The sequence below is a fragment of the Flaviflexus ciconiae genome, from assembly GCF_003971195.1.
GTDB classification, from domain to species: Bacteria; Actinomycetota; Actinomycetes; order Actinomycetales; family Actinomycetaceae; genus Flaviflexus; species Flaviflexus ciconiae.
Genome location: NZ_CP034593.1, coordinates 1,907,988 through 1,930,072 on the forward strand (window position 1 = coordinate 1,907,988; position 22,085 = coordinate 1,930,072).

At 59.1% G+C, this 22,085-nt stretch carries 21 protein-coding genes; 12 read left to right on the forward strand and 9 right to left on the reverse strand.

The window, feature by feature from the left end:
• From EJ997_RS08365 to EJ997_RS08380, 4 genes are all read left to right on the forward strand, one after another.
• Window positions 1–639, forward strand: a complete 639-nt coding sequence (locus EJ997_RS08365; RefSeq protein ID WP_126704142.1) for a DMSO/selenate family reductase complex B subunit — start codon at window positions 1–3, stop codon at window positions 637–639.
• Complete coding sequence (locus tag EJ997_RS08370; protein WP_126704143.1) at window positions 639–1,682, forward strand: dimethyl sulfoxide reductase anchor subunit family protein; 1,044 nt, start codon at window positions 639–641, stop codon at window positions 1,680–1,682. Before EJ997_RS08365 ends, EJ997_RS08370 begins: the two co-directional genes overlap by 1 nt.
• A 332-nt stretch (window positions 1,683–2,014) precedes the next feature.
• The gene (locus EJ997_RS08375; RefSeq protein ID WP_126704144.1) at window positions 2,015–2,542 is read left to right on the forward strand and encodes a TorD/DmsD family molecular chaperone; all 528 of its coding nucleotides are present in this window, start codon (window positions 2,015–2,017) and stop codon (window positions 2,540–2,542) included.
• A complete protein-coding gene (locus EJ997_RS08380; protein ID WP_126704145.1) occupies window positions 2,539–3,411 on the forward strand; it encodes a 4Fe-4S dicluster domain-containing protein in 873 nt (290 codons plus the stop codon). The genes EJ997_RS08375 and EJ997_RS08380 overlap by 4 nt, the downstream gene beginning before the upstream one ends.
• Window positions 3,412–3,545: 134 nt before the next feature.
• Here EJ997_RS08380 and EJ997_RS08385 read toward each other — a convergent pair whose 3' ends face one another.
• Complete coding sequence (locus EJ997_RS08385; RefSeq protein ID WP_228201438.1) at window positions 3,546–4,595, reverse strand: molybdenum cofactor biosynthesis protein MoaE; 1,050 nt, start codon at window positions 4,593–4,595, stop codon at window positions 3,546–3,548.
• Between the two features lie 87 nt (window positions 4,596–4,682).
• Between EJ997_RS08385 and EJ997_RS08390 the strand changes: the two genes are divergently transcribed.
• Genes EJ997_RS08390 through mobA form a run of 4 tightly spaced genes read left to right on the forward strand, consistent with a single transcriptional unit; the run spans window position 4,683 to window position 8,159 of the window.
• The gene (locus tag EJ997_RS08390; RefSeq protein ID WP_206501622.1) at window positions 4,683–5,834 is read left to right on the forward strand and encodes a ThiF family adenylyltransferase; all 1,152 of its coding nucleotides are present in this window, start codon (window positions 4,683–4,685) and stop codon (window positions 5,832–5,834) included.
• Window positions 5,831–7,048, forward strand: coding sequence for a molybdopterin molybdotransferase MoeA (locus tag EJ997_RS08395; RefSeq protein ID WP_164719902.1), 1,218 nt, complete (start codon window positions 5,831–5,833; stop codon window positions 7,046–7,048). The genes EJ997_RS08390 and EJ997_RS08395 overlap by 4 nt, the downstream gene beginning before the upstream one ends.
• Window positions 7,045–7,557: a cyclic pyranopterin monophosphate synthase MoaC gene (gene moaC / locus EJ997_RS08400; protein ID WP_126704149.1), complete on the forward strand. Its 513-nt coding sequence runs from the start codon at window positions 7,045–7,047 to the stop codon at window positions 7,555–7,557. Before EJ997_RS08395 ends, moaC begins: the two co-directional genes overlap by 4 nt.
• A 20-nt stretch (window positions 7,558–7,577) precedes the next feature.
• Window positions 7,578–8,159 (forward strand): molybdenum cofactor guanylyltransferase, encoded by a 582-nt coding sequence (gene mobA, locus EJ997_RS08405; protein WP_164719903.1) that lies wholly within the window; start codon window positions 7,578–7,580, stop codon window positions 8,157–8,159.
• Window positions 8,160–8,292: 133 nt separating this feature from the next.
• Here the strand turns inward: mobA and EJ997_RS08410 are convergent, their stop codons facing one another.
• From EJ997_RS08410 to EJ997_RS08425, 4 genes are read right to left on the reverse strand one after another with little or no spacing between them, the layout of a single operon-like run.
• The gene (locus EJ997_RS08410; RefSeq protein WP_126704151.1) at window positions 8,293–8,985 is read right to left on the reverse strand and encodes an ABC transporter ATP-binding protein; all 693 of its coding nucleotides are present in this window, start codon (window positions 8,983–8,985) and stop codon (window positions 8,293–8,295) included.
• Entirely contained in the window at window positions 8,982–9,728 is a 747-nt protein-coding gene (locus EJ997_RS08415) for an ABC transporter permease (protein ID WP_206501623.1), read from the reverse strand. Before EJ997_RS08415 ends, EJ997_RS08410 begins: the two co-directional genes overlap by 4 nt.
• A gap of 47 nt (window positions 9,729–9,775) precedes the next feature.
• The gene (gene modA / locus EJ997_RS08420) at window positions 9,776–10,534 is read right to left on the reverse strand and encodes a molybdate ABC transporter substrate-binding protein (RefSeq protein WP_126704152.1); all 759 of its coding nucleotides are present in this window, start codon (window positions 10,532–10,534) and stop codon (window positions 9,776–9,778) included.
• A complete protein-coding gene (locus tag EJ997_RS08425) occupies window positions 10,535–10,927 on the reverse strand; it encodes a TOBE domain-containing protein (RefSeq protein WP_126704153.1) in 393 nt (130 codons plus the stop codon).
• A 222-nt stretch (window positions 10,928–11,149) separates the two neighbouring features.
• Here EJ997_RS08425 and EJ997_RS08430 point away from each other — a divergent pair, with 222 nt between their 5' ends.
• Window positions 11,150–11,323 (forward strand): Rv0909 family putative TA system antitoxin, encoded by a 174-nt coding sequence (locus tag EJ997_RS08430; RefSeq protein ID WP_126704154.1) that lies wholly within the window; start codon window positions 11,150–11,152, stop codon window positions 11,321–11,323.
• A 165-nt stretch (window positions 11,324–11,488) separates the two neighbouring features.
• Complete coding sequence (locus tag EJ997_RS08435) at window positions 11,489–13,516, forward strand: prolyl oligopeptidase family serine peptidase (protein WP_126704155.1); 2,028 nt, start codon at window positions 11,489–11,491, stop codon at window positions 13,514–13,516.
• Between the two features lie 54 nt (window positions 13,517–13,570).
• Here the strand turns inward: EJ997_RS08435 and EJ997_RS12920 are convergent, their stop codons facing one another.
• Window positions 13,571–13,741, reverse strand: coding sequence for a hypothetical protein (locus EJ997_RS12920; RefSeq protein WP_164719905.1), 171 nt, complete (start codon window positions 13,739–13,741; stop codon window positions 13,571–13,573).
• A 420-nt stretch (window positions 13,742–14,161) separates the two neighbouring features.
• Between EJ997_RS12920 and EJ997_RS08440 the strand changes: the two genes are divergently transcribed.
• Complete coding sequence (locus EJ997_RS08440; RefSeq protein WP_126704156.1) at window positions 14,162–15,679, forward strand: RNA-binding domain-containing protein; 1,518 nt, start codon at window positions 14,162–14,164, stop codon at window positions 15,677–15,679.
• 142 nt (window positions 15,680–15,821) lie between these two features.
• On the opposite strand, the gene gluQRS is transcribed toward EJ997_RS08440, so the two are convergent.
• Entirely contained in the window at window positions 15,822–16,751 is a 930-nt protein-coding gene (gluQRS, locus tag EJ997_RS08445; protein WP_126704157.1) for a tRNA glutamyl-Q(34) synthetase GluQRS, read from the reverse strand.
• Window positions 16,752–16,941: 190 nt separating this feature from the next.
• Between gluQRS and EJ997_RS08450 the strand changes: the two genes are divergently transcribed.
• The gene (locus EJ997_RS08450; protein ID WP_126704158.1) at window positions 16,942–17,568 is read left to right on the forward strand and encodes a hypothetical protein; all 627 of its coding nucleotides are present in this window, start codon (window positions 16,942–16,944) and stop codon (window positions 17,566–17,568) included.
• A 204-nt stretch (window positions 17,569–17,772) separates the two neighbouring features.
• On the opposite strand, the gene EJ997_RS08455 is transcribed toward EJ997_RS08450, so the two are convergent.
• Both EJ997_RS08455 and EJ997_RS13530 read right to left on the reverse strand, forming a co-directional pair.
• The gene (locus tag EJ997_RS08455) at window positions 17,773–21,330 is read right to left on the reverse strand and encodes a phosphodiester glycosidase family protein (RefSeq protein WP_228201629.1); all 3,558 of its coding nucleotides are present in this window, start codon (window positions 21,328–21,330) and stop codon (window positions 17,773–17,775) included.
• Window positions 21,225–21,926, reverse strand: coding sequence for a hypothetical protein (locus tag EJ997_RS13530; RefSeq protein ID WP_228201439.1), 702 nt, complete (start codon window positions 21,924–21,926; stop codon window positions 21,225–21,227). The genes EJ997_RS08455 and EJ997_RS13530 overlap by 106 nt, the downstream gene beginning before the upstream one ends.
• Window positions 21,927–22,085 lie beyond the last annotated feature (159 nt).

Here is a 22,085-nt window from a genome sequence, read left to right on the forward strand (position 1 = left end):
ATGGCCACTGCTGAAATCACGGCCGGAGCGAACTACGGGTTCTTCTTCGACCAGTCTCTCTGCACAGGCTGCAAGGCTTGTCAGATCGCCTGTAAGGACAAGCATGATCTTCCCGTCGGTGTGAACTGGCGCCGGGTCGTCGAGTACTCGGGCGGTTCCTGGCAGGAGTCGGGGAACACCTTCACTCCCAACGTCTTCACCTACTACACATCCATTGCTTGCAACCACTGCGAGAACGCGATCTGCATGGAGGTCTGCCCCACGACGGCGATGTCCCGCCGCGAGGATGGCACCATCTACGTCGACTCCGACAAGTGCGTTGGTTGCCGCTACTGCGAGTGGGCCTGCGCCTACTCCGCTCCCCAGTTCAACGCAGAGACCGGTCAGATGACCAAGTGCGACCTCTGCTACGACTACCGCTCGACCGGTCAGGATCCCGCGTGTGTCTCGGCATGCCCGTCGCGCGCACTAGACTGGGGTCCGATCGACCAGCTGCGTGAGGAGTACGGCAACACGGACAACATCGCTCCGCTTCCGGATCCCTCGATCACGAACCCGCGTCTCGTCGTCAACCCGCACCGCGATGCCCAGACCTGGGATGCCGCTTCCGGTGCTATTGCGAACCCGAAGGAAATCTGATGAACCTCCACGAACTACCCATGATCATCTTTACCGTCTTCGCGCAGATGAGCGTCGGCGCCTTCGTGGCTCTCGGTGTCATCAACGTAGTCGGTACCCCCAAGTACGGTCGCGAGACGATCGAGCGGGTCACGGACCCTGCTATCTACGCGATTGGCCCGACCCTCGTGTTCGGCCTTATCGCCTCGATGTTCCACATGAACGACATTACGAACACGCTCAACGTCCTTCGTAACTGGGATACGTCCTGGCTGTCGCGTGAGATCATCCTCGGTGTTGGCTTCGCTGGCCTCGGCTTCCTCTTCGCCATCATGCAGTGGTTCAAGATCGCCAGCCACACGATTCGCCAGGCCATCGCGCTTCTGGCAGCTATCGTTGGCCTCGGCCTGGTCTACTCGATGTCGATGATTTACGCCTCGGTTGAGACCATCCCCGCATGGAACACCTGGTCGGTCCCCGTCCAGTTCTTCGCAACCACCTTCCTCCTGGGTGCCCTAGCAGTTGGGGCCGCGATCCTCATTCACATGTCGATCCGCTTCCGCTCATCCGACAACGGCACGCCGGCAGCACCGGCCACTGACAGCACTGTCGATGGCACCGATGGTGACGGCAAGGGCGGCGTTGGCCTCCTCCAGAAGACGAAACTCCAGGCCCGTTCCATGACCCGTGAGCGGCTCACAGTTGACTCCCCGGACGCCAAGGCTGGCGTCCAGATCATCCGCTGGGTTGCGATCACGTCGGTCGTTATTGGTGTCATTATCTTCATCAACTACATCTTCCACATCATCAACCTGGCCACGGGCGTTCCGGCGGCACAGCTGGCCGCCGAGGAATACCAGTCTGGCTTCTTCTTCGTCCGTCTTGCTCTCCTGGGAATCGCAGCTGTTCTCCTTGCAGTCTTCACGTACAGGACCGCTAACCAGGAGTTCAAGAACCCGAAGACCCTGACGATCCTCATGATGACGGCGCTCGTTCTCGCTGTTGTTACCGAGTTCATGGGCCGCTCGGTCCACTACGACACGCTCTTCCGAGTAGGTATGTAGTAACTCTTTAGAAGGGCGGGACCTGAGGGTTCCGCCCTTCTTCTATACCCGCACACCGCAACATTCGTGCGCACCGCGCACAGCATCCTTGCCGTCAAGTGGAATCCCTGTTCCGGAGCACTACCTCGCTAACCCGGACAGAACAGCCGAATCTAGGCACAAGGTCGCTGCCCGGTATGTCCGAGTCCGGATAGAATTTACCCAGTACCCCCTAAAAGGAGAATCGTGAACCCTTCACTGCCATCCCCCGAATTCCTTGACCGCATGGCCGCAGCGTTTGCAACGCTCGGTAGGCTCCACCTTCAGTCCCCGATCAGGAGACCCTTGATCAGTTGGCTGAGCTACTGGACGAGTGGCCGATCGAGGACGAGGGCGATACCGCGTTCGGTCTCAAGGAGCTCCGCGCATCGCTTGCGGAGAAGGAAGAGGTCGCGCAGATCCGCCGCGACCACAACCTCCTGTATGGCGTGACGGCAGGGGCAAAGGTTCCCCCCTACGAGTCCGTGCACCGTAATCGTGACGGTCTGATCTTTGATGAGGAAACCCTTCAGGTACGTTCCGAGTACCGCAAGCTTGGCCTGCAAGCTCCCAAGCTCAACCAGGAGCCCGATGACCACATCGGCCTCGAGTTTAACTTCATTGCACAGTCCTGCCTGCGTTCCCTCGATGCTCTCGATCAGGATTCGACAACCGACGCTTCCCGCTACTACGGGATCGGTGCCGTATTCATGGAGCAGCACATCATGGAGTGGGCTCCCGCAATGCTTGAGGAAGCCGCAGAGGCCGCGGAGACACGTTTCTACCGGGGAATCATGTACATGTCGCTCGGGGCACTAGCGGCGTACGCAGTGGGTCAATGACGGGCCTGAGGCTTCTCCATTCTTGGCTGCGAGCCAACGATCCCGGTCCTATCGCTCTTCTGGAACCGGGTGAGGATCTTCTTGTCGCGGATAAGAAGATCCCGGCCGTCCTGCTTACCGAGCCACTGGCAGAGATTCCTCGTCACGAGATCCTTGAAGCGCTAGGGCTCGGGGCCACCGAGATTTATCTTCACGGTGAACCGGGCGATCTCTCAAAACTTGTCGAAACCCTAGAAGTAGCCGGCATCACCAAACTCAGGGAAGCTTCGAGGGTCATTAAGCCAAAGAGTTCGTTCAGTGCGGACGACGTTCCTCATTCACGCCGTGACCTTTTTGGCATGGGAGCAAGCACCCTTCAGCTTCCGGACGACGACATGCTTCCGGAGGACCGCGAGCGCCTCGCTCTCACAAGGCTTCTTCAGGCCGAGGGCGTAGAACCGTCCGTCCTGGCTGACACCCCGTCCCACGGTCTGCTACTACAAACCTCGGGGTGTACCGCGTGTGGCGTATGCGTGAAGGCCTGTCCAACGGACGCTCTGGAGTTGACGTACACGGAGATAGGAACCGAGCGGAGAATCTCCTCACTCGGGATCGTCGACTCTCAGTGCATTGGTTGCCGTAAGTGCGTGGAACTCTGTCCCGAATCGGCGTTTACGGTCGAGGGCAATACGTCGTGGGAGACGCGCCTAGCAGACACTCCAAAGCGTCCGCTCGAAACAATTCCGACGGTCAAGTGCGAGAAGTGCAAAACCTTCTTCCCGTTGAAGGAAGGCGGGACGCTCTGCAAGACCTGTAAGGCAACCCGCGACAATCCCTTCGCAATCCGGTGGCCCGAGGGAGTTCCGAAACCTCCCGGCCTGAACTTCTAACGTATTCGGTACCAGTCATTCCATCCGCCCGAATACCCCAGGGTTCTAAGCATCTTCGGTAGTAGATTGCCCCGGCTATTCGCCGGGGCAATCTACTTCTCGGGAACCTTGTTCACGGGACGACTCCCGGTGGTTTAGGCTGAGCCGGACCATTCGTGCGAGCCGTCTGGGAACTGTTGCTTCTTCCACACCGGAAGTTGCATCTTGACCTGTTCCACGACTTCGTTGAGAGCGTTGAACGCTTCGACTCGGTGGGCGGCAGACACGGCCGCTCCTAGGGCTAGGTCGCCGATCTCCAGATGTCCGGCACGGTGGACCACTGCGATAGCGAGGCACCCTGAGCCCTTCGCGACCTCGTGGGCAACCCGGGCAACAACATTGGCCGCGTCGGGATGTGCTTCGTAGTCGATGGAGTCAACGGACCTGCCAGCATCGTGGTTGCGGACGATACCTCGGAAGGTCATGACGGCACCGGCTTCGGGGCGTTCAACCATTTTCACGAGATCAGCGACATCAACATCGTCTTCGGTGACCGTCGCATAAACCACATCGGCGTCGTGGTCGAGACGCTTTGCCTTGTGCTGATTTTCCCAGGTTGCTTGCGCATGCGCAGTGGGCTGAACTTTCGCTCCATGATGGTGGGCTGCGGGGATATCCAGGTCGGATACGTGTCCGCCGTGATCGTGGGAAACGTGGGGTACCGGATGGTCGCCGCCCTCGAGCTGGTCGACGATATGGTCGAGAAGCGGGCCAATGACATTGACCGTGTCGGTGACACCGCCGCGAGATCCGGGGGCGTTAACAACGAAGGCATCCTTGCCGTCGACGGTCACGATGCCGGCGAGGGCGCGGGATAGCGGGGCGGCCGGCGCGTTCTTTGCGGCTTGCCGAATCAGGGATTCAATCCCGTCCAGACGCTTTGTCAGCAGGGGCATTGTGCCTTCTGGAGTTTCGTCCCGCGGCGAGATACCGGTACCTCCGGTTGTCACAATAACGCGGGCACCTTCGCGGACGGAGGCCTGGATGGTCTCCGAAACGGATTCTGTGCCGTCTGGGATAATCTTCTTCTCGGTCACTTCGATCGCCCACCCGCCGAGGAGGGCTGCGGCAAGGGGTCCGGAAAGGTCTTCTCGTTCGCCGCTTGCGCAACGATCCGACACGGTAATGACATGCGCGGTAATCACGCGGTCCAGTCTACCCGGGCTGCATATACGCCCTATACGACCGTAGTCCCATAAATCGGACAATTCACTGCAGGTAGAATCGTGTTTATGTTGCCTCTCGTTGAACCCGGCGCTCCACTGACTCCGGAGCAGACTGTCAGGTACTCCCGTCATCTCATGCTTGAAGAAATTGGGGACCTCGGGCAGCGGCGCCTCAAGAACGCGCGTGTTCTCGCAATCGGTGCCGGTGGCCTCGGATCCCCCTCCCTTCTCTACCTGGCCGCCGCGGGTGTCGGCACCCTCGGCGTCATCGATGACGACCTGGTTGACCGGTCGAATCTGCACCGTCAGGTGCTCCACACCGACACGAGTGTCGGCATCCCCAAGACCGAGTCGGCGGCGAACGCACTGACAGAACTCAACCCCGATATCACGGTGAATCAGCACCGTGAGCGTCTCACGGAGGAGAACATCGATTCGATTTTCTCCCAGTACGACGTCATCATGGACGGCACCGATAACTTCCAGACCCGTTATCTCGTCGAGTCCGCCTGCACCCGCCTGGGTATTCCTGAAGTCTGGGGGTCGATCCTGAAGTTCAACGGTCAGGTTTCCGTGTTCTGGACCGGCGAGCGGGCAGTTGCCGCTGGCGCACCGGCACCGGATGGTGTGAGCCTGCGCGACCTGTTCCCCTCTCCCCCGCCCGCGGGCGAAGTCCCTGCCTGTGGTGATGTCGGAGTACTTGGCTCCCTCCCGGGTCAGGTCGGCACGATCATGGCGACCGAGGCAGTCAAGCTGATCTGTGGCATCGGTGAACCGCTGGTTGGCCGGGTCATGGTGATCGACACCCTGAAGGCTGAGACCTTCACGGTCCCGTTCGCTCCGAGGCCACTACCACGCCCCGAACCGTTCACAGCCGAGGAGCTCCTCCCGTACTGTTCGGCACCGAAGGTGCCCGAGATCGACATTGTCGAATTCGAACGACTCCGTAGCGAGGGCGTGCGAGTTCTTGATGTTCGCGAGGATTCGGAGCGAGAAGCTGCTTACCTCCCGGGTTCGGAGCACGTTGTTCTGTCTGAGCTTCTGGAACGTCCCGAACTTGCGGCTGGTGAACAGCCTGTTTACGTGCACTGCAAGGCGGGTGCGCGAAGCGCACGGGCAGTGACGGCCCTTCGAGCAATCGGTATTCAAGGTATAAATGTTGCTGGCGGGCTTGATGCTTGGCAGGCCGCAGGATTCAGCGTGGAAGGCACAAAGTGATCAGTTTCGAAGAGTATCGGAATCGGGTTCTTCAGCTCGGCTCCCCCGTTTCAACAGAGGTCCTTCCTCTCCACGCAGCAGAGGGCATGGTTCTTGCCGAGCCGGTGTTCGCCCGGTTCGCGGTTCCCCCGTTCGACAACTCAGCCATGGATGGCTTCGCGGTTCGCCACGACGATATAAAAAACGCTCCGGTCACCCTGCGGGTCTCCACCGATATTCCTGCTGGTCGCACCGATATCTCTCCCCTCGAGGAGGGCACGGCTGCTCGGATCATGACCGGTGCTCCGGTTCCTCCCGGTGCGGATACGATCATTCAGGTTGAGAAGACCGCGAATGCTCACGAGAACATGCTGACCGAGGCCCCCGACGAGATCCATATCCTCGAAGCCAATGCGCAGGGAGCCCACGTTCGGTTCTCGGGCGAGGACATCGAACCCGGAGAACTGGCAATCGACGCAGGCGTACGGCTCGGCCCAACCCAACTTTCGGCACTTGCTTCCATTGGCCACGGCTACGTCACCGTTTACCGCAAGCCTGTGATCGGCATTCTCTCCACAGGATCGGAATTGAGGAAACCCGGTGAGGATCTTCTACCTGGCCAGATTCCCGACTCGAACTCCACGCTGGCTCGCCTCATGGTGCGCGCCTCGGGCGGCAAGGACATTGTCCTGTCCTCATCGTCGGATGATCCGGCAGACCTCGCAAAGGTTCTTGACGAGGCGGGCACCTATCTCGATGGTCTTATTACCACAGGCGGTGTTTCCGCGGGCGCCTTTGACGTGGTCAAGGAGTACCTGACCGATAAGAACGTCGAATTCCTCAAGGTTGCTATGCAGCCCGGTAAGCCCCAGGGGCTTGGCACACTCACGTTTGGGGACCGCGAAGTCCCAATCCTGTGCCTGCCCGGCAACCCCGTATCCGTGTTTGTTTCCATGAAGGTCTACGGCGACGCTCTGATCGCTAACCTATCTGGCCGTAAGCACACGAGTATTCCGTGGCAGGAGTGGCCAGCGGGTGGCTCATGGAAGACCCCGGAGGGCAGGGCTCAGTTTATGCCGGTCGTTGCCCACGGCGACACCGTTATCCCCGCCACCTCGGGTGGCTCCAAGTCGCACCTCATCTACTCGATGATCAAGACCCGCGGCCTCGCCTATGTCCCTGCCGAAGTTGAGGAAGTAACCGAGGGCGATCCGCTGAAGGTGTGGTGGCTGTGAAGTTCACTCATTTGACCGATACTGGCGACGCCTACATGGTGGATGTGACGGCGAAGAACCCAACGGTCCGCGAGGCCACGGCAATTGGAACCGTCACCTGCTCCCCCGACGTTGTGAAGGCACTGCGGGACGGCACCGTCCCCAAGGGTGATGTTCTCGCGGTAGCGAGGGTCTCCGGAATCTCGGGCGCCAAGAAGGTTCCCGAACTCCTACCCCTCGCCCACCCCATCGGCATCCACGGCGCTTCCGTGGATCTATCGATCGAGGATCACGGGGTCGACATCAAAGCCACAGTCCGCACCGCTGACCGCACGGGTGTCGAGATGGAGGCGTTGACGGCAGTCACGATTGCTGCCCTCGCCATCGTTGACATGGTCAAGGGTGTTGACCGCTCAGCGGAGATCACCGACTGCCGGATCATCGCCAAGTCCGGTGGCCGTTCAGGCGACTGGTACCGCCCCGGCTACGAGCCCACAGAAAACACGTCACAACCACCGGAATCCCAGTAGCGGGAATGGCAACAGCAGGTATGACAGACCCACGCCCCACGTTCGGTGCAATCGTTCTAGCGGGCGGCAACGCCCGCAGGCTCGGCGGTTTCTCCAAGGGTGATGTCGAGATCAACGGAACCACGATGCTGACCTCGGTCACCGATGCCTGTCAGAAAGCCGGAGTGCCGGCCGACAACATCGTGGTGGTGGGACATGCCGAAACAGAGCTCAAGCGGACCGTGGAAGATCCTCCCTTCTCGGGGCCCGTTGCCGGAATAGGTGCCGGGCTCGATCACGTGGACGCTGACAGGCTCTTCGTTCTCTCCTGCGACATCCCTTTCATCGCCTCCGGCCTGCCCCGCCTCATCGACACCTACCAAGGCGAAGGCGTGTGCTTCGGTGGCGAAAAAGCTCAGTACCTTGCTGGTCTCTACAGTTCGGATGCTCTGCGCAACCGAATCGGACTCCTTCAGCAGGAAGAGCGCGGGCTGATTGGCATGCCCGTTCGGAAGCTCATGGAATCCCTCGATGTCACTATCCTTGGCGAGCATGAAGCGGCACGAGACCTCGACACGTGGGAAGCGGTCAACGAAGCCCGGGAACAGGCTTCCGAAGACTAAAATCGCATAGGCAAAGCTATGGGGCGGACATCCTCAACAGGTGCCCGCCCAATAACTTTGTGCGACAGATCTAGGGAATAGCTAGGACCCAATCCCAAGCCCCCAATGTCTGGCATTACGCCCAGATCCGAGGTCAGAAGCCCAGGAAGTATTTCCTCAGCATGGAGTTCTCGTCCGCCATCTTTTCCTCAACCGACCCGTAGTCACTGACCTGACCGTCAGCGAGGACAGCAACATCGTCGGCGAAGGCCGAGATGTCTGCCATGTCGTGCGTGACAACAACACCGGTGCGGTCCTTGAGTGCATCCTTGATGAGGTCACGAAGTACAACGGCTGCGGAGACATCCATGGCCGCCAGTGGCTCATCGAGCAGCAGGATCTTTGGTTCCACCGCGATTGCTCGCGCCAGGGCAACGCGCTGCTGCTGTCCACCGGAAAGCTGGTGCGGCATGCGATCCACGAGATCACCGATTCCGAGCGGCTCAATGTAGGAGCGTGCTCGCTCACGCGCCTCGCTCTTCTTCATACCTCCGGCTCGCAAGCCGTATGCAGCATTATCGAGAACGCTAAGGTGCGGAAAGAGCGTCGGATCCTGTGACAGAAGGGTGATGGGCCGCTTGTGGGGACCAACCCACGGGTCCGCAACTTCCTGTCCGTCCAGCACAATGCTTCCACCATCATCGGGAATCAGGATCCCCGAGAGAAGGCCGATCAGGGAAGACTTGCCGGTACCGTTGCGACCAATCACCGCGAGGGTACGCCCGGCCGAATGCTCCAGGTCGAACGACAGTTTCCGTTGAGAGAGTCTTGCGTGTAGCGAGATCATGACGGTCTGCTCACCACCCGTCCCCGAGCTGTCAGCGACACGACAATAACTGCAAGAACAAGGAGCACGAGCGCCAGGGCGAGTGCAGTATCCGGATCAACTTCCCGTTGCAGGTAGATGGCAAGGGGAATCGTCCGTGTTCTACCTTCGAGGGATCCGGCGAAGGTCAGTGTTGCCCCAAACTCGCCTAGGCAACGAGCCGCGGCCAGTGCAGTGCCCGATACTAGCGCCGGCATCATCATCGGCAGCGTGACATGGAAGAGCGTGTAGCTCGGTGATGCTCCCAGGGTTGCTGAGATCTGTGCGTGCGAGGTTCTGTTTGATCGGAGGGAGGCTTCCAGCGAGGTCACGAGGAAGGGCATGGCAACAAAGACCTGCGCCATCACAACCGCGGTCGCCGAGAAGGCAATGTCGATACCGAGAAGGGAGAGCTGTTCTCCCAGAAGCTTTCTCTTACCGAAGGTAGACAGCAGGGCTAGGCCCGCGACAACGGGAGGCAGAACCATGGGGATTGTGACACCAATGCGCAGGAGCTCCCCGCCCTTGCCATTGAGCCGGGACATGAAAACAGCCAGCGGAACGCCCAATAGTACGCAGATCAGGGTGGAGATAGCGACGGTGCGGAGCGATACTCCAAGCGCCTGCATCGCAGTCTCCGACGTGAGAATCTCTGGCACCTGCGCCCACGGCATGTCGATAAGCATGCCGACGATCGGGAGCGACAGAGCCAGTACACCAAGCACCGCCCCAATGAGAATCCATCGAGGCGGCGCTCCAGCGGTTTTCCACATCACGGTGTGGTGAAGCCCAGGTCTTCCATGCGCTGCTTGCCGTCACCGGTCGTGAAGGCATCGATCCAAGCCTGCTCGGTGGCGTCTGCCTCTTCGGAGTCGACAATGACCAGCGGGTACTGGTTCGGAATTTCCTCCGACTTGGGGATGTCGATAACCTCGACAGCGTCACCAGCGGCGTTAGCATCCGTGCGGTACACGAGACCAACATCGCCCTGGCCGGAGGTAATCTTGCCAAGAACATCCGTGACGGAGCCCTCTTCGGAGACCGGCTCGAGGGTGAGGTCGTTGAGCTCAGCAAGCTGACGGGAGACGTCACCGCAGGGAACCTGCGGTGCACAGACAACGAGGTCGGCTGCGTTCATCGACTCATCGAAGCCGGTGGTCCCGGCGGGGTTACCAGCGGGAACAACGACAACAAGCTCGTTGGTCGCAATCATGTCGAGTTGCGTTCCGCGATCACCATCAATGATCTGGTCAGCAGTCTTCTGGTTGGCGGTGATGAGGATGTCGGTTTCGTTACCGGCCTCAATTTGTGCAGCAAGGTCAGAAGAACCCGCACATACAGTCGTGACGTCGATGCCGAGGTCTTCTTCAACATCAGCTTCGGCGCTCTCAGCGATACCGCACATCGAAGCGGCAATCATGACAGTGATGTCGCGATGCTCATCACCCGAGGCTTCATCAGCATCATCCGAGCAGGCAGCCACGGACAGCGCCAGGAGTACGGAAGCACCCAGGCTAAGAATCTTCTTCATTTACAGAATTCCAGACTTGATAGAAACATTGGTGGCTTTGATCAGCGCGGTGGCGGGCGAACCCACTTCCAAGCCGAGCTCCTTCACCGCTTCGGCGGAGATAAGGGAGACGACGCGGTAGATACCGCACTGCAGATCAACCTGGGCCATGACCCCGTCAACCTGCACTCGCGTAACAATTCCCGCGAGCTCGTTACGAGTCGAGACTTCGTGGTTAGAATCGGCCTTGCCTTCCGCAAGCTTGATCGCCAGTTCCGCAACAGACCTCCCATCAACGTGGATACGTCCACCGTCCCTGTTGGCAACAAGCGACCCATCGTCGATCCATCGTCTGACCGTGTCATCCGATACGCCGAGGAGCCGAGCTACTTCACGAACTTTGTACTGCGACATACCAGCAAGATTACACGGCAAATACGAACAATATCCAGTTGGAGTTCCTCAAATGCGCCCACATGTGACGCATTCTCAAGCTTTTCGTGGGCCAATAGACAGATTGCACAGCCTGCAAGCACCGGTCCCGCCGATCTTCCACGTGCATGTGGCACCCAACACAGGTACATTATGTTCAGAGCCGATCGCTTGGTCGGCCGTTCCCGACGAAAGGAGAACCACATGGGCATTTTTGATAAGGCAAAGGATTCGTTGCACTCAGAAAAGGCCGAACAGGTTTCCGATCAGGCCCTGGATCGTGCCGAGGAGTTCGCCTCCAGCAAGGCTGGGGACGAGCACCAAGAGAAGATCTCCAACACAAGGGAGAATGTCGATAAGAGAATCGGCAACGAGTAGTAAGAATTGCTTTGCCACTGTGGCCGGCCCTTCGGGGCCGGCCACAGTGCGTTACCACCGACTCGGGCCGACGATTTCCCGACCGCCCCATTCCCACCGCCCACTTCTCTCGCCGCGCAACCGTCCACCTTCGGAAGTTGCCACATGGATACGTAGACTTGGGCCATGACTGATCCCCGCCTGTGGCTTGAAGAGTTCAATGACGAGACCCTGAAGTGGGCGGGAGCAAGATCCGACTCCTCGCTTGATTCTTACGGCGGTGAGGGTTTCAATTCGCTCGAGAAGGACATCTACGAGATCCTCTCCGCCAAGGACAAGCTGGACCTTGGCACGCTACGTGGCGAGTACGTTTACAACTTCCACACGGATGGCGACCATCCGCGTGGCCTGTGGCGGCGCACCCTGCTTGCCGACTACCTGAGCGAGCCCAAGTGGGAGACGCTCCTTGATATCGACAAGCTCGGCGTTGAAGAGGATCAGTCCTGGGTGTTCGGCGGTGCGCAGCTTCGCAGGCCCGACTATGACCGTGCACTTATTACTCTCAAGCCCGGTGGCTCAGACGCGAACGTTGTCCGAGAGTTCGACATGGAAACGCTGACCTTTGTGGAGGATGGCTTTACCGCCCCCACCTCGAAGGGCTCCCTTTCATGGGGACCCCACGGATCAGATACCGTTCTCATCTCCCGCAACTTCGGAGAAGGGTCGCTGACCAACTCGGGATATCCGCGCTCCGCGCGGATCTGGAAGCGCGGCACCAGCCTCGATGATGCTCCCGTCATTCTCGAAGGCGAGGCCGAGGACATCCTCGTCGGTGCCCGACACGACTTCACACCTGGCTACGAGAAGACCTTTGCCATTCGCGCCACCGACTTCCGCGACACGATTGTCTACGAGGTGGATGAAGAAAGCCTCGATCTGACCGAGATCAAGCTGCCCAGGAGCGCCGGTGTTGGCACGATTCGCGACTGGGCCGTCGTTGAGCTCCGCTACGACTGGGAACTCGACGGTACGACCTTCCCTGCAGGTTCCCTCCTCGCACTCCCCTACGCAGATGCACTAGCTGGCCCAACGGCCAACAGGATCACCACGATCTTTACCCCGACAGAAACAGCTTCGCTGTCGTCGATGACAGAGCTTCAGACCGGCGTCGTCTTCACAACTCTCGACAATGTGCGTAGCCGCGTCTACTTTGCTCCCATCGACACCTGGGAGGTCACCGAACTACACCCGGACCTGGGCGAGTTCGACTCGATCGGCGTAACCGCGGTTGACCGCGAGGAGGGCGACGACGTCTGGGTCGTCACCACCGGCTTCCTCACACCGACAACACTTCTTCATGGCACAGCCTCGAGCGATAGCCTGGACGTCAAGAAGGTGCGCTCCGCTCCCGAAAGGTTCATCTCGGACGGCATGATTGTTGCTCAGCGGTGGGCAACTTCTAAGGATGGAACCCAAATCCCGTACTTCCTCGTCGGCAACGAGGAAGCCGTGAACGGAGTTCAGCCCGCACGCACACTTTTGGATGGTTACGGCGGGTTTGAGATCTCCAACATTCCCGGATACATCGGTAGCTACGGCAAGGCTTGGCTAGAGAACGGTGGGGTCTACGCCCTGGCAAACATCCGTGGCGGTGGTGAATATGGCCCGGCCTGGCACCAGGTCGCCCAAAAGGCTGGCAGGCACCTCGCCTACGAAGACTTCTCGGCAGTTGCCGCACACCTTGTTGAGACAGGCGTGACAACCAAACCGCAGCTTGCCGCTATTGGAGGCTCCAACGGTGGCCTCTTGATCGGCAACATGTACTCCACCTACCCAGAGCACTTCGGCGCACTCGTGTGCCGGGTTCCGCTTCTCGACATGAAGCGGTTCTCCCATCTGCTTGCTGGAGCTTCGTGGATGGATGAATACGGGAACCCGGATACGGATGATTGGGAGTTCCTCCAGAACTATTCGCCGTACCACAATGTTGAGACGGACCGGGACTACCCGCCGATCCTCGTGACGACCTCGACAAGGGACGATCGCGTCCACCCAGGCCACGCTAGGAAGTTCGTTGCCCTCTTGGAAGAGCTCGGGCGGGATGTTACCTACTACGAGAATATCGAGGGCGGCCACGCGGGCGCTGCGGACTCCAAGCAGAGCGCAAAGTCGATGGCTTTGATCTTCAGCTTCCTCAACGAGAAGCTGGCGTAAGCCTAAAAATGGTTCAAGAAAAGCCGGCCGGAGCCGACTGAATTGGTGTAAAGGTCAGAAGATGAGGATGGCCGAGAAGCCGACCATGCCGACAACAACGATGATGGCGACGACGGCCTTCCAGAGGGGACGCCTGCGCGGCGTATAGTCCGCACCGGGCACGTACCCTCCAAAGTCGTAGCCACCAGAATTCATGCGCTCCGGCTTGTTCTTCGAAGATGACATATACGCGACTCCTCCTACTTTCGACGACCCGGGACTTGCGACAAGCCTAGCCGTTAATGACCGAACTGGATACGCCTAAACCGACCCATTGTCTGACAACAGCCTAGTAGGTGAAACTAGCGAAGAATGAGACCTTCGACACCGCGTTGCGCCACCTGAACTTCCACACTGCAAATCAAACTTTTAAAGTTTAGAAGTTTCACCGCAAACAGGAGGGAATTGGACTCGCAGCCCCGACACCGAGGCTCTTCAGTAGCTCAGCAGGAGTCCAACAAAGCACGCTAAGATGGCTCAAACGCCGTACTCATACGACAGTTCGTTGGCAGACAATCCGCACTCCTGCAATTTAAACTACAAATCAAACTGTGAAACTTTAAAAGTTTGATTTAAAGTTTCACAGTTTGATTGTAGTCTGCTGGTATGACCTGGGATACAGACAGTGTTGAGAGCATCATTGCTCCCCTTCGACGGACTGGTGGAGATTCTTCATCGGTGGAAGTAAAGCGCGCTCAGGGCGGGCTCCCTTCATCCATCAATCAAACCATCTGCGCTTTCGCTAACATGCCAAATGGTGGAACCATCGTCCTTGGAGTCGACGAGAAGAGCGGCTTCACCACCGTTGGAGTGCCAAATCCCGCTGAGCTCGCACGTGGAATTGTAGACATCGCCAGGGACAGTATTGAGCCGCCAATTACTGTTCTCACTCACACGGTTGAGACCGAAGACAAGGTCGTTGTTGTAGCTGAGGTTGTTCCCCTTCGGGTCTCCGATAAACCCGCTCGGACCCAGGGCAGAGCATATCTCCGGCAGGCGGACGGGGACTATGTGATGGCGGAGCACGAACTCCGCATGATTGAAAGCGAGAAGTCTCAGCTCAACACACCATCAAACTTTGACAAACTCCCGGCCTCGGGTCTAACAGTTGATGACCTCGTCGATGATCTCGTGACTGACTATCTCGATGCTGCTCGCTCTTCCGATAAGCGGCTACAAAGCAGTAGCGATGACGAAATCCTTCGCAGAACCGGGGTTACGCTTACCTCCGGGGATCTGACGATTGCTGGTCTCTATGCCATGGGAGACTACCCGCAGGGCGAATACCCGGCACTTACAGTGACAGCAGCAGAGCAGGTCGCTCCAAACGATCAGGGTGTGCGGAATCGCAACCTGACAGACTTCACTGGACCGATTCCGGTCCTGCTCACCGACATTCTCGACTGGACTCGAGAGAACCTTGACCGAGTGAATCGCTATCGTAGCGACGGGCACATGGAGGAGCAGTATGAGCTTCCCATCGCAGCCATTCGCGAGCTTGTGGCGAATGCACTTGTTCATCGGGATCTCGGACCGAACACTCTCGGTACGGGCAAGTCCATTCAGATCAGGCTCGACTCGAAGAAACTGATGGTCCTCTCCCCCGGTGGCCTCCGCGGAGTTTCCTTAGATCAGATCGAAAGCGATGACCATGCGCAGGCCGCCGTCAATCAGCGTCTCTACGGAATTGCCAAGAAGCTCAAAACTTCCGATGGTGCATCCATCATCGAGGGCGAGGGTGGAGGCATCCACGAAGTGTTTTCACTAGCTCAGCGATATCAATTGGAGAGACCAAAGCTGATCGATACCGGTGTTCAGTTCAAGGCGCTCCTTTGGCGGCCAGTGGAGGGTGTTGAACCGCTCCCCTATACGGCAACTCCGGCATCAACCACCGCACATACACCTGCCGACGCTGGTCCTGAAACTAGTGGTGCCACCCCGAACGAGATTGCAGTTCTGGCCTTACTCCGCGAATCTGATCGCACAATCCATGAGCTCGCTTCGGGCACCGACCTCACAATCGGACAGGTCCGCTATGCCCTTCGAGAACCCATTTCACGGGGCACAGTAGAAATGATCGGTGGGCAGGGTTATCGCAGCACCCGGTACCGGCTAAATCGGTAAGTCCCGACAACCGGCTGACAGTCGATCTTCAAAAGTTTGAGTTAAAGTTTCACAGTTTGAATACTCGATCTTCGACACTCAGCCTCCCGCGCCTTTTAGCACATGAGCGCAGTGGACCAACCGCACCTTCTCAAGCATTTTATTACCACGAGCGCGCTAGCGTCTCCGAGTCAAAGATCCATGGCTCACGAGCAATCGAGTTGATCGAGAACTGGTCTAGGAAGTCGGCACTGTTGTCACCTTGGATCCCCAAGGATTCAGAAATGAGGGCAAAGACCTGCTGAGTGCTCCAGCCTTCCCTATGCAGCTCATCGAGGGTGACCGCCCCATCTCGCTTAGCTAGTCTCTTGCCCCCGCGGTTTAGGACGAGTGGAACGTGAACATATTCGGGCGTTTCGTACCCCAGGAGTTTTTGGAGGTAGACCTGTCTCGGGGTTGATTCGAGCAGATCATCGGCCCGGACAACTTGTCTGACGTTCTGGTATTCGTCATCGACTACGGCAACAAGGTTGTAGGCGTGGGCACCATCACCCCTACGGACAACGAAGTCATCGATGTGCCCGGTGAATTCCCCCCAGATTCGGTCGGTGATGGTCAGTTGATCGTTCGTTGTTTTGAGGCGCAGGGCTGGGCCCCGGTCCATAGGAGCAAGTTTCTGCCTGCCCTGCTCTCGTTCAACTTCGGTCAGATCTCGGCAGGTTCCGGGATAGGCGCCGGGCGGGGCATGGGGTGCTCGCGGAGCGTCCTTAATATCTGCACGGGTGCAATAGCACTCGTAAACGAGATCCCTTTCAAGAAGTTCAGAAACAACCTGGTTGTAGGCATCGATTCGGTCGCTCTGGAACAGGACGTCGCCATCCCAGTCCATGCCGATCTCGGAGAGGTCTCTCAGCTGCGTTTCGACGTATTCGGGGCGGCACCTTTCATCCAGATCCTCCATTCTCATCACAAACCCCAGACCGGCTTTCCTGGCGCAGGCCCAGGCAATGAGACCGGTACGGAGGTTGCCGAGATGTAGGTCGCCTGATGGTGATGGCGCATAGCGCCCAGTTCCACGTGCCTCAGATGTCATCGTTACCTCCGAAGATAAGCGTAACGAAGAATGGAACCAGCTCTTAGCAGGTCTACGGCCAGTACACCGACCCACGTGCCACTTGGTTCGGCACTGGCCTTGGGATAATCCGGAAGCTACCTAACAATCATGGCGAATGACAGATTTTCCTAGCAAGCAAACGGGTAACGACTCCCCTACCATGTTGACCATGTCGACTATGACGAATCAGCTTCTTGCCCTCCGACCTGATTGGCCTGGCATTCCGATCGAGCTTGATCGCGCCTGGTCGCATCTTGAAGAACTTGGACTCGGCACCATGTCAACAACTGGTTACATCATTGATCCCTACCCGGACTCTGACGCGGCCGGTCCATACTTCAGTGCAAACCTCAGCCTGGAAGGCTGGTTCCACGAGGACTCGGTGGCATATACGCGGGTTCTACCAATCGCTGAGGCTGCGGGTGAGGGCTCGCTAATCGCACTGTGGCTGGATGACGAAAAGAATGCTCGCGTGATTCTCTTAGAGTCCGAAGGAAGCGGTTTCCTGATCGCCAATGACGCAAGCGAGCTCCTGGTTCTTTTCTCCATCGGATATGCGGAGCTGCTGTCACACAACCTGGGTAGTAGCCCAATTGAACCGATCTCCCCCGAGGCGCTTGAGCCGCTTCGATCATGGGTCGAGTCCGAGTTCGCGATGACGATTCCGGACTCGTGGCCGGCACCCGGTCGTGACGAATTCAGTGCCTGGCTTGATCGGGAACTTGGCAGGGAAGAACCTATTTCCGAGGACGTCCCAGACTCCAGCACCGAGATGCCTATAAATGAGGCTCCCTAAGCAGCCGGACCTTATTCCTAAACCACCGGATCCTATCTCGGAGCGAGCGGTCCTTATCTCGGAGCTGCCGGGCCTTATCCCAGGCAAGCAGGAGCTCCTCCTAAGAGCGGGTAACGCGAGCCGCTCCTAAGTTAAGAGGTGGGGGCAGAACCTTCCGGTCCTGCCCCCACCTCGTCTCAGCCAGGCTGGCTGGAAGTTACGACATTAGCCGACGTAACGGTTGACGACGGGAGTATCAACTCCGTCACCGTCCCAGTCACCGATGTGGATAACATCGGTTGCCTTGCCGTAGTTGATCTCGATGTCGGCATTACCGCCAGCGATCTCGTTCTTCACGTAGAAGGTGTTGCCACGGCGGACAGCGAGAGTGTCTACCTCGTCGCCATCGAAGTCACCTGCAAATACTTCGTCACCGAGCTTGCCGTAGAAGAACTCTTCTTCAGCGTTTCCACCGATGAGGGCATTGTTAGCGAAGAAGGCCTTTCCGCGCTGGACCATGATCGTGTCGATCTTGTCGCCATCCCAGTCACCAACATGAACAACGTCGGCTTCGCGGCCGTAGTTGAACGAGATGTCGGCATGGCCGCCCTTGAGCTCGTTGACGAGGTAGAACATGCTTCCACGGCGCACACCGAGCGTGTCGGTGCCGTCACCGTCCCAGTCGCCAACGATGACGTCATCACCGGGGCGTCCGTAGTGGAACGTGTCTTGTGGGAGGTCACCGGTTAGCTCGTTGTTCACGAAGAACTCGTTGCCGCGGCGAATGGCGAGAGTATCCTTGCCGTCACCATCCCAGTCGCCAACGAAGATTTCGTCACCCTCGTTTCCGAAGGCAATACGAACATCTTCGGTGGTCTTGTCCCACGAGTTCACGAAGTAGAAGAGGTTACCTACCTCGGGAGCCGGTGCAACGTAGACGAAGTCCCACGATGCTGTTGCTGTCTCGTCGAGGGCGTAGCCCTCGAGTGCGCGAGCAACGACCGTGACATCCTCGGTGATCTCAACGTCACCGGAAACGACCTGGTCACCGATAACATAGTCGACGCCTTCGACCTCGGGGATGGTGATGACGTTGGCCTCGAATACCGGGGCCTCGGGCGTAACGATGATGATGTCTGCCTCAACCGTGAATTCCGCGGTCACAGTCTTGTTGTTAACTGCGAGGGTCAGCGATGCATCGCCGGGTGCGAGTGGGGTCAGGGTGTTGGTTTCGGCGTTGAACGCTGCAACGGTTCCCTCGGGTGCCTCGTCGACGGAGCCGACGTGGACGTTCTCACCGGACCAGGCGTAGCTCATCGGCCATGCCACCGGCATGGAACGCACACCGTCGTCCTGAACCATGGTGGGGTTCAGGGTGACGGCTTCGCCGTATTCCTCGAAGGAGGAGGGAACTTCACCGAGCGAGAGCCCATCTTCGTCAACGCGGGTGTTGACCTCGAAGGAGATCCAGTCGCGCGGGTTGTTGCTGGTTGCACCGGCGGGGTCGATGCCGACCATGGTCCAACCGGTGAACGAACCGGAGCTTCCGCCGGTCGGGCTCTTACCTGCGTTGCCGTTGATGAAGTACGGGATTCCATCAAGGGTCATGGCATGGAAAATACCAACGCCTGCGGCAATGTTGGAGACCTGCTTGCCGGACTCTGCACGGAACTCTTCAAGCCAGTCGCGCAGCATCTCAGCATCCAGCCTGTTGGACAGCTGGCTTGCCTTCGTGGGCAGCGGATCATCAACCGGGTGGTGCTGGAACACGAGAACACCCGTGATGTCGTCGTTCACCGCAGCATCGTCCAGAGCATTCTTGGCCATGGTGAGCTGAGCAAAGTCATGGCTGAGGCTGCCGGGGGCCGAGTTCAGGTAGATCAGGCGGGTGCCATCAACATCGAGGTAGCCGTTGGTAGCACCGAAGGCGTCGATGAAGTTCTGGATGTCGCCACCCATGATCTCGTGGTTACCGGGAACGTAGATGTACGGGAAGTCGCCGAGCTCTTCATCGATGATGCGCTGTGCGAGCTCGGAGTCTTCCGGGGCTGCCTCATCGACGAAATCGCCGTTGATGATGAGAAGATCGGGATCTTCTGCGAGGACCTCACGGAAGGACTCACGCGCGCCCTCAACTGCACCCGACTCGGGGTTGCGAGCAACGAACTGAGCATCGGAGACAACGGCGATACGAAGCGGGGAGTCGTCTGTTGCGCCCGTGGGAACAACAACGGAGTCGGTCACCTCTTCGGTCTTGGGCAACTCAACTTCGGTGGGTACGAGTGCCTGGAGGTCGGAGATGATCACCGTGTCCGTGTACTGCGCCGCGGGACGGGTTTCCATGATCCTGTACATCTGGAACGTCAGTGGGTATTCGACACCGCACGGAACGGCAAAAGTAACCTGCTGCCACCCCTCGAAGACCTCTGTTGGGCCATCCAGCTGGGTGGTGGTGCCATCGGCCTGGCGAACTTGGATGCGGGGCCATGCACCATCCTTGTTGCCGTTCACCCACGCGGTAAGCGCGGTGGGCTGGCCTGGAATCTCAAAGCCACCATTCGGTGCAACGGCGTAGGCGCCGCGGGTGCCGGTGGACTGGGTGAAGTCGAAATCAATCGCTACCCCATTCTTGCCTTCGTGGCCCTCTGCGGGTGTCACGGTGACGCCCGGGGCACGTGCCTGACCGGCAGTCCACTCGGCAGCATCGGAGAAGTCTACGAGCGGGAGTGTGTCGACACCGACGGTCAGGGCAGCTTCGGCCTTGATGCCGTTGACGCTGACGCTGATCGGTGAGGCCGCATTCTCTTCGTTCGCAGTGACAGCGAAGGTGCCGCTCGTACCGGACTCGATGGTGAAGCTTCCTGCTTCATCACCCTCGATGACAACGTCGTTCGCGTCGATCGGGGCCCTGTAGCCGTGCTTGTCGTAGCCGTAGACGGTGAAGGAGCCGACCTCATCGGAGGTTGAGAGCTGGATGACAGACGGGGAGAGCTCGATGCGGTCAAGCTCGCCGAGCACCTGGACGTTCATCGTCCCGTTCGCATCATTCTGTGATGCTGTGACCGTGTCGCTGCCTGCGGCAACGCCGGTGAGGGTCGCGGTGTGGTCGCCGTTCGACTCAACAGCGACAGAGCCGGTCGAGGTCGACCAGGCGGGAACAGTGCCGGGAACGGCGGAGCCGGTCTCGTCATAGCCCTTCGCCTGGATCTGCCTCGTGAGGCCCGGGAAGACACGGTCGGGCTGGCCGACCTGGAGGAGCGAGGAGATCGAGTAGCCGATCACTTCACCGGAGCCGCGCTCAACGTAGAGGCCGATGCCGTTCGGCACCGGACGCTCGTAGCCGTCCGACGGGTTGTGCGGGATCTGTGCCTCGGTCTCACCCGGCGGCACTGCACCCATCGTGGTTGAGCCGCCGCCATCAAGGTTCGCACCGCTGTAGATGCCGAGCTCTGCCATGAGCACACCAAGATCAGCGAGGCCCAGGCCATCCGATGAGGCCTGACGGCCGTCGACGACGAGCAGGTACATGACAGTGCCGGCTTCGTTGAAGCCGATCGCGGTCCTCGGAGCAGTTGCCGTGCCAGAGCCGACCGGCTCTCCGTCTGCGACGAGCATGGCGTTCGCGCCGATGGCAGCCGAGATCTCGCCCGCGTCAGAGGTCACCGAGCTCTCAACTGTCAGCGTATCTCCGACGCTGATTGCATCAAGCGCATTCTCTGAACCCGCACGATCACGCTCGACGAGGGAGGTGACGCCCTCGGGGAGCTGGCCGGTGGCAGGGATGCCGACCGAGGTGACGACACCGTCGGGGTTGATGAGGATCTCGGTGCCCGTTCCGCCGTCAAGGGCACGGTCACGGGTGTAGTCGCCCCACAGGTGGTTGAAGAGGCCGACCTGGCCCTCACCCAGCATGTAGGAGTTGACGCCGACGATGTCGAGGTCAAGGAGCTCACCGTTGTGGGTGACTTCAGTGACGAGGGTGATGCCGGAGAAGGCGGCGAGGCCTTCGGGGTGAAGACGATCGGGATGTTGCTCGAGGTGATCTCACCATTGCCGGTTCCGGCAGGGATGGTGACGATGCCATCCTCTTCGGAGACGCCGACACCGGAGGGTGCTTTGGAGGCGTTGATGTCGAAGAAGGAGCCGTTGACACCAGCGACAGCATCAGCATCTTCGATCATGTCCGAGATCGCTTCTGCATCGGAGACGGTTCCCGGGTACAGGTAGTCGGCCTTGACGGCGCCGGAGCCGAGGTCTGCGACAAGAACGTCGAATTCGAGGCGTCCGCCCGGCTGGATCCGGTCGACGCTGACGAGCTCAACCCCGGGGGCGAGCATCTGACGGTCGTATGCGTTGACGATGGCATTGCCGCCCGTCAATGTTCATCGCCTCGACAGCTGCGGTGACGGCGTCAGTCTGGTTGAGGCCATCCACCGCCATTGCCGGTGCGATTGTTCCGATACTCAGTCCGCCCACGAGGACGCCGGCAAGAAGCCGGCGCCTGGGTGCTGAGTTCCGGGATTTTTCCATATCCATGG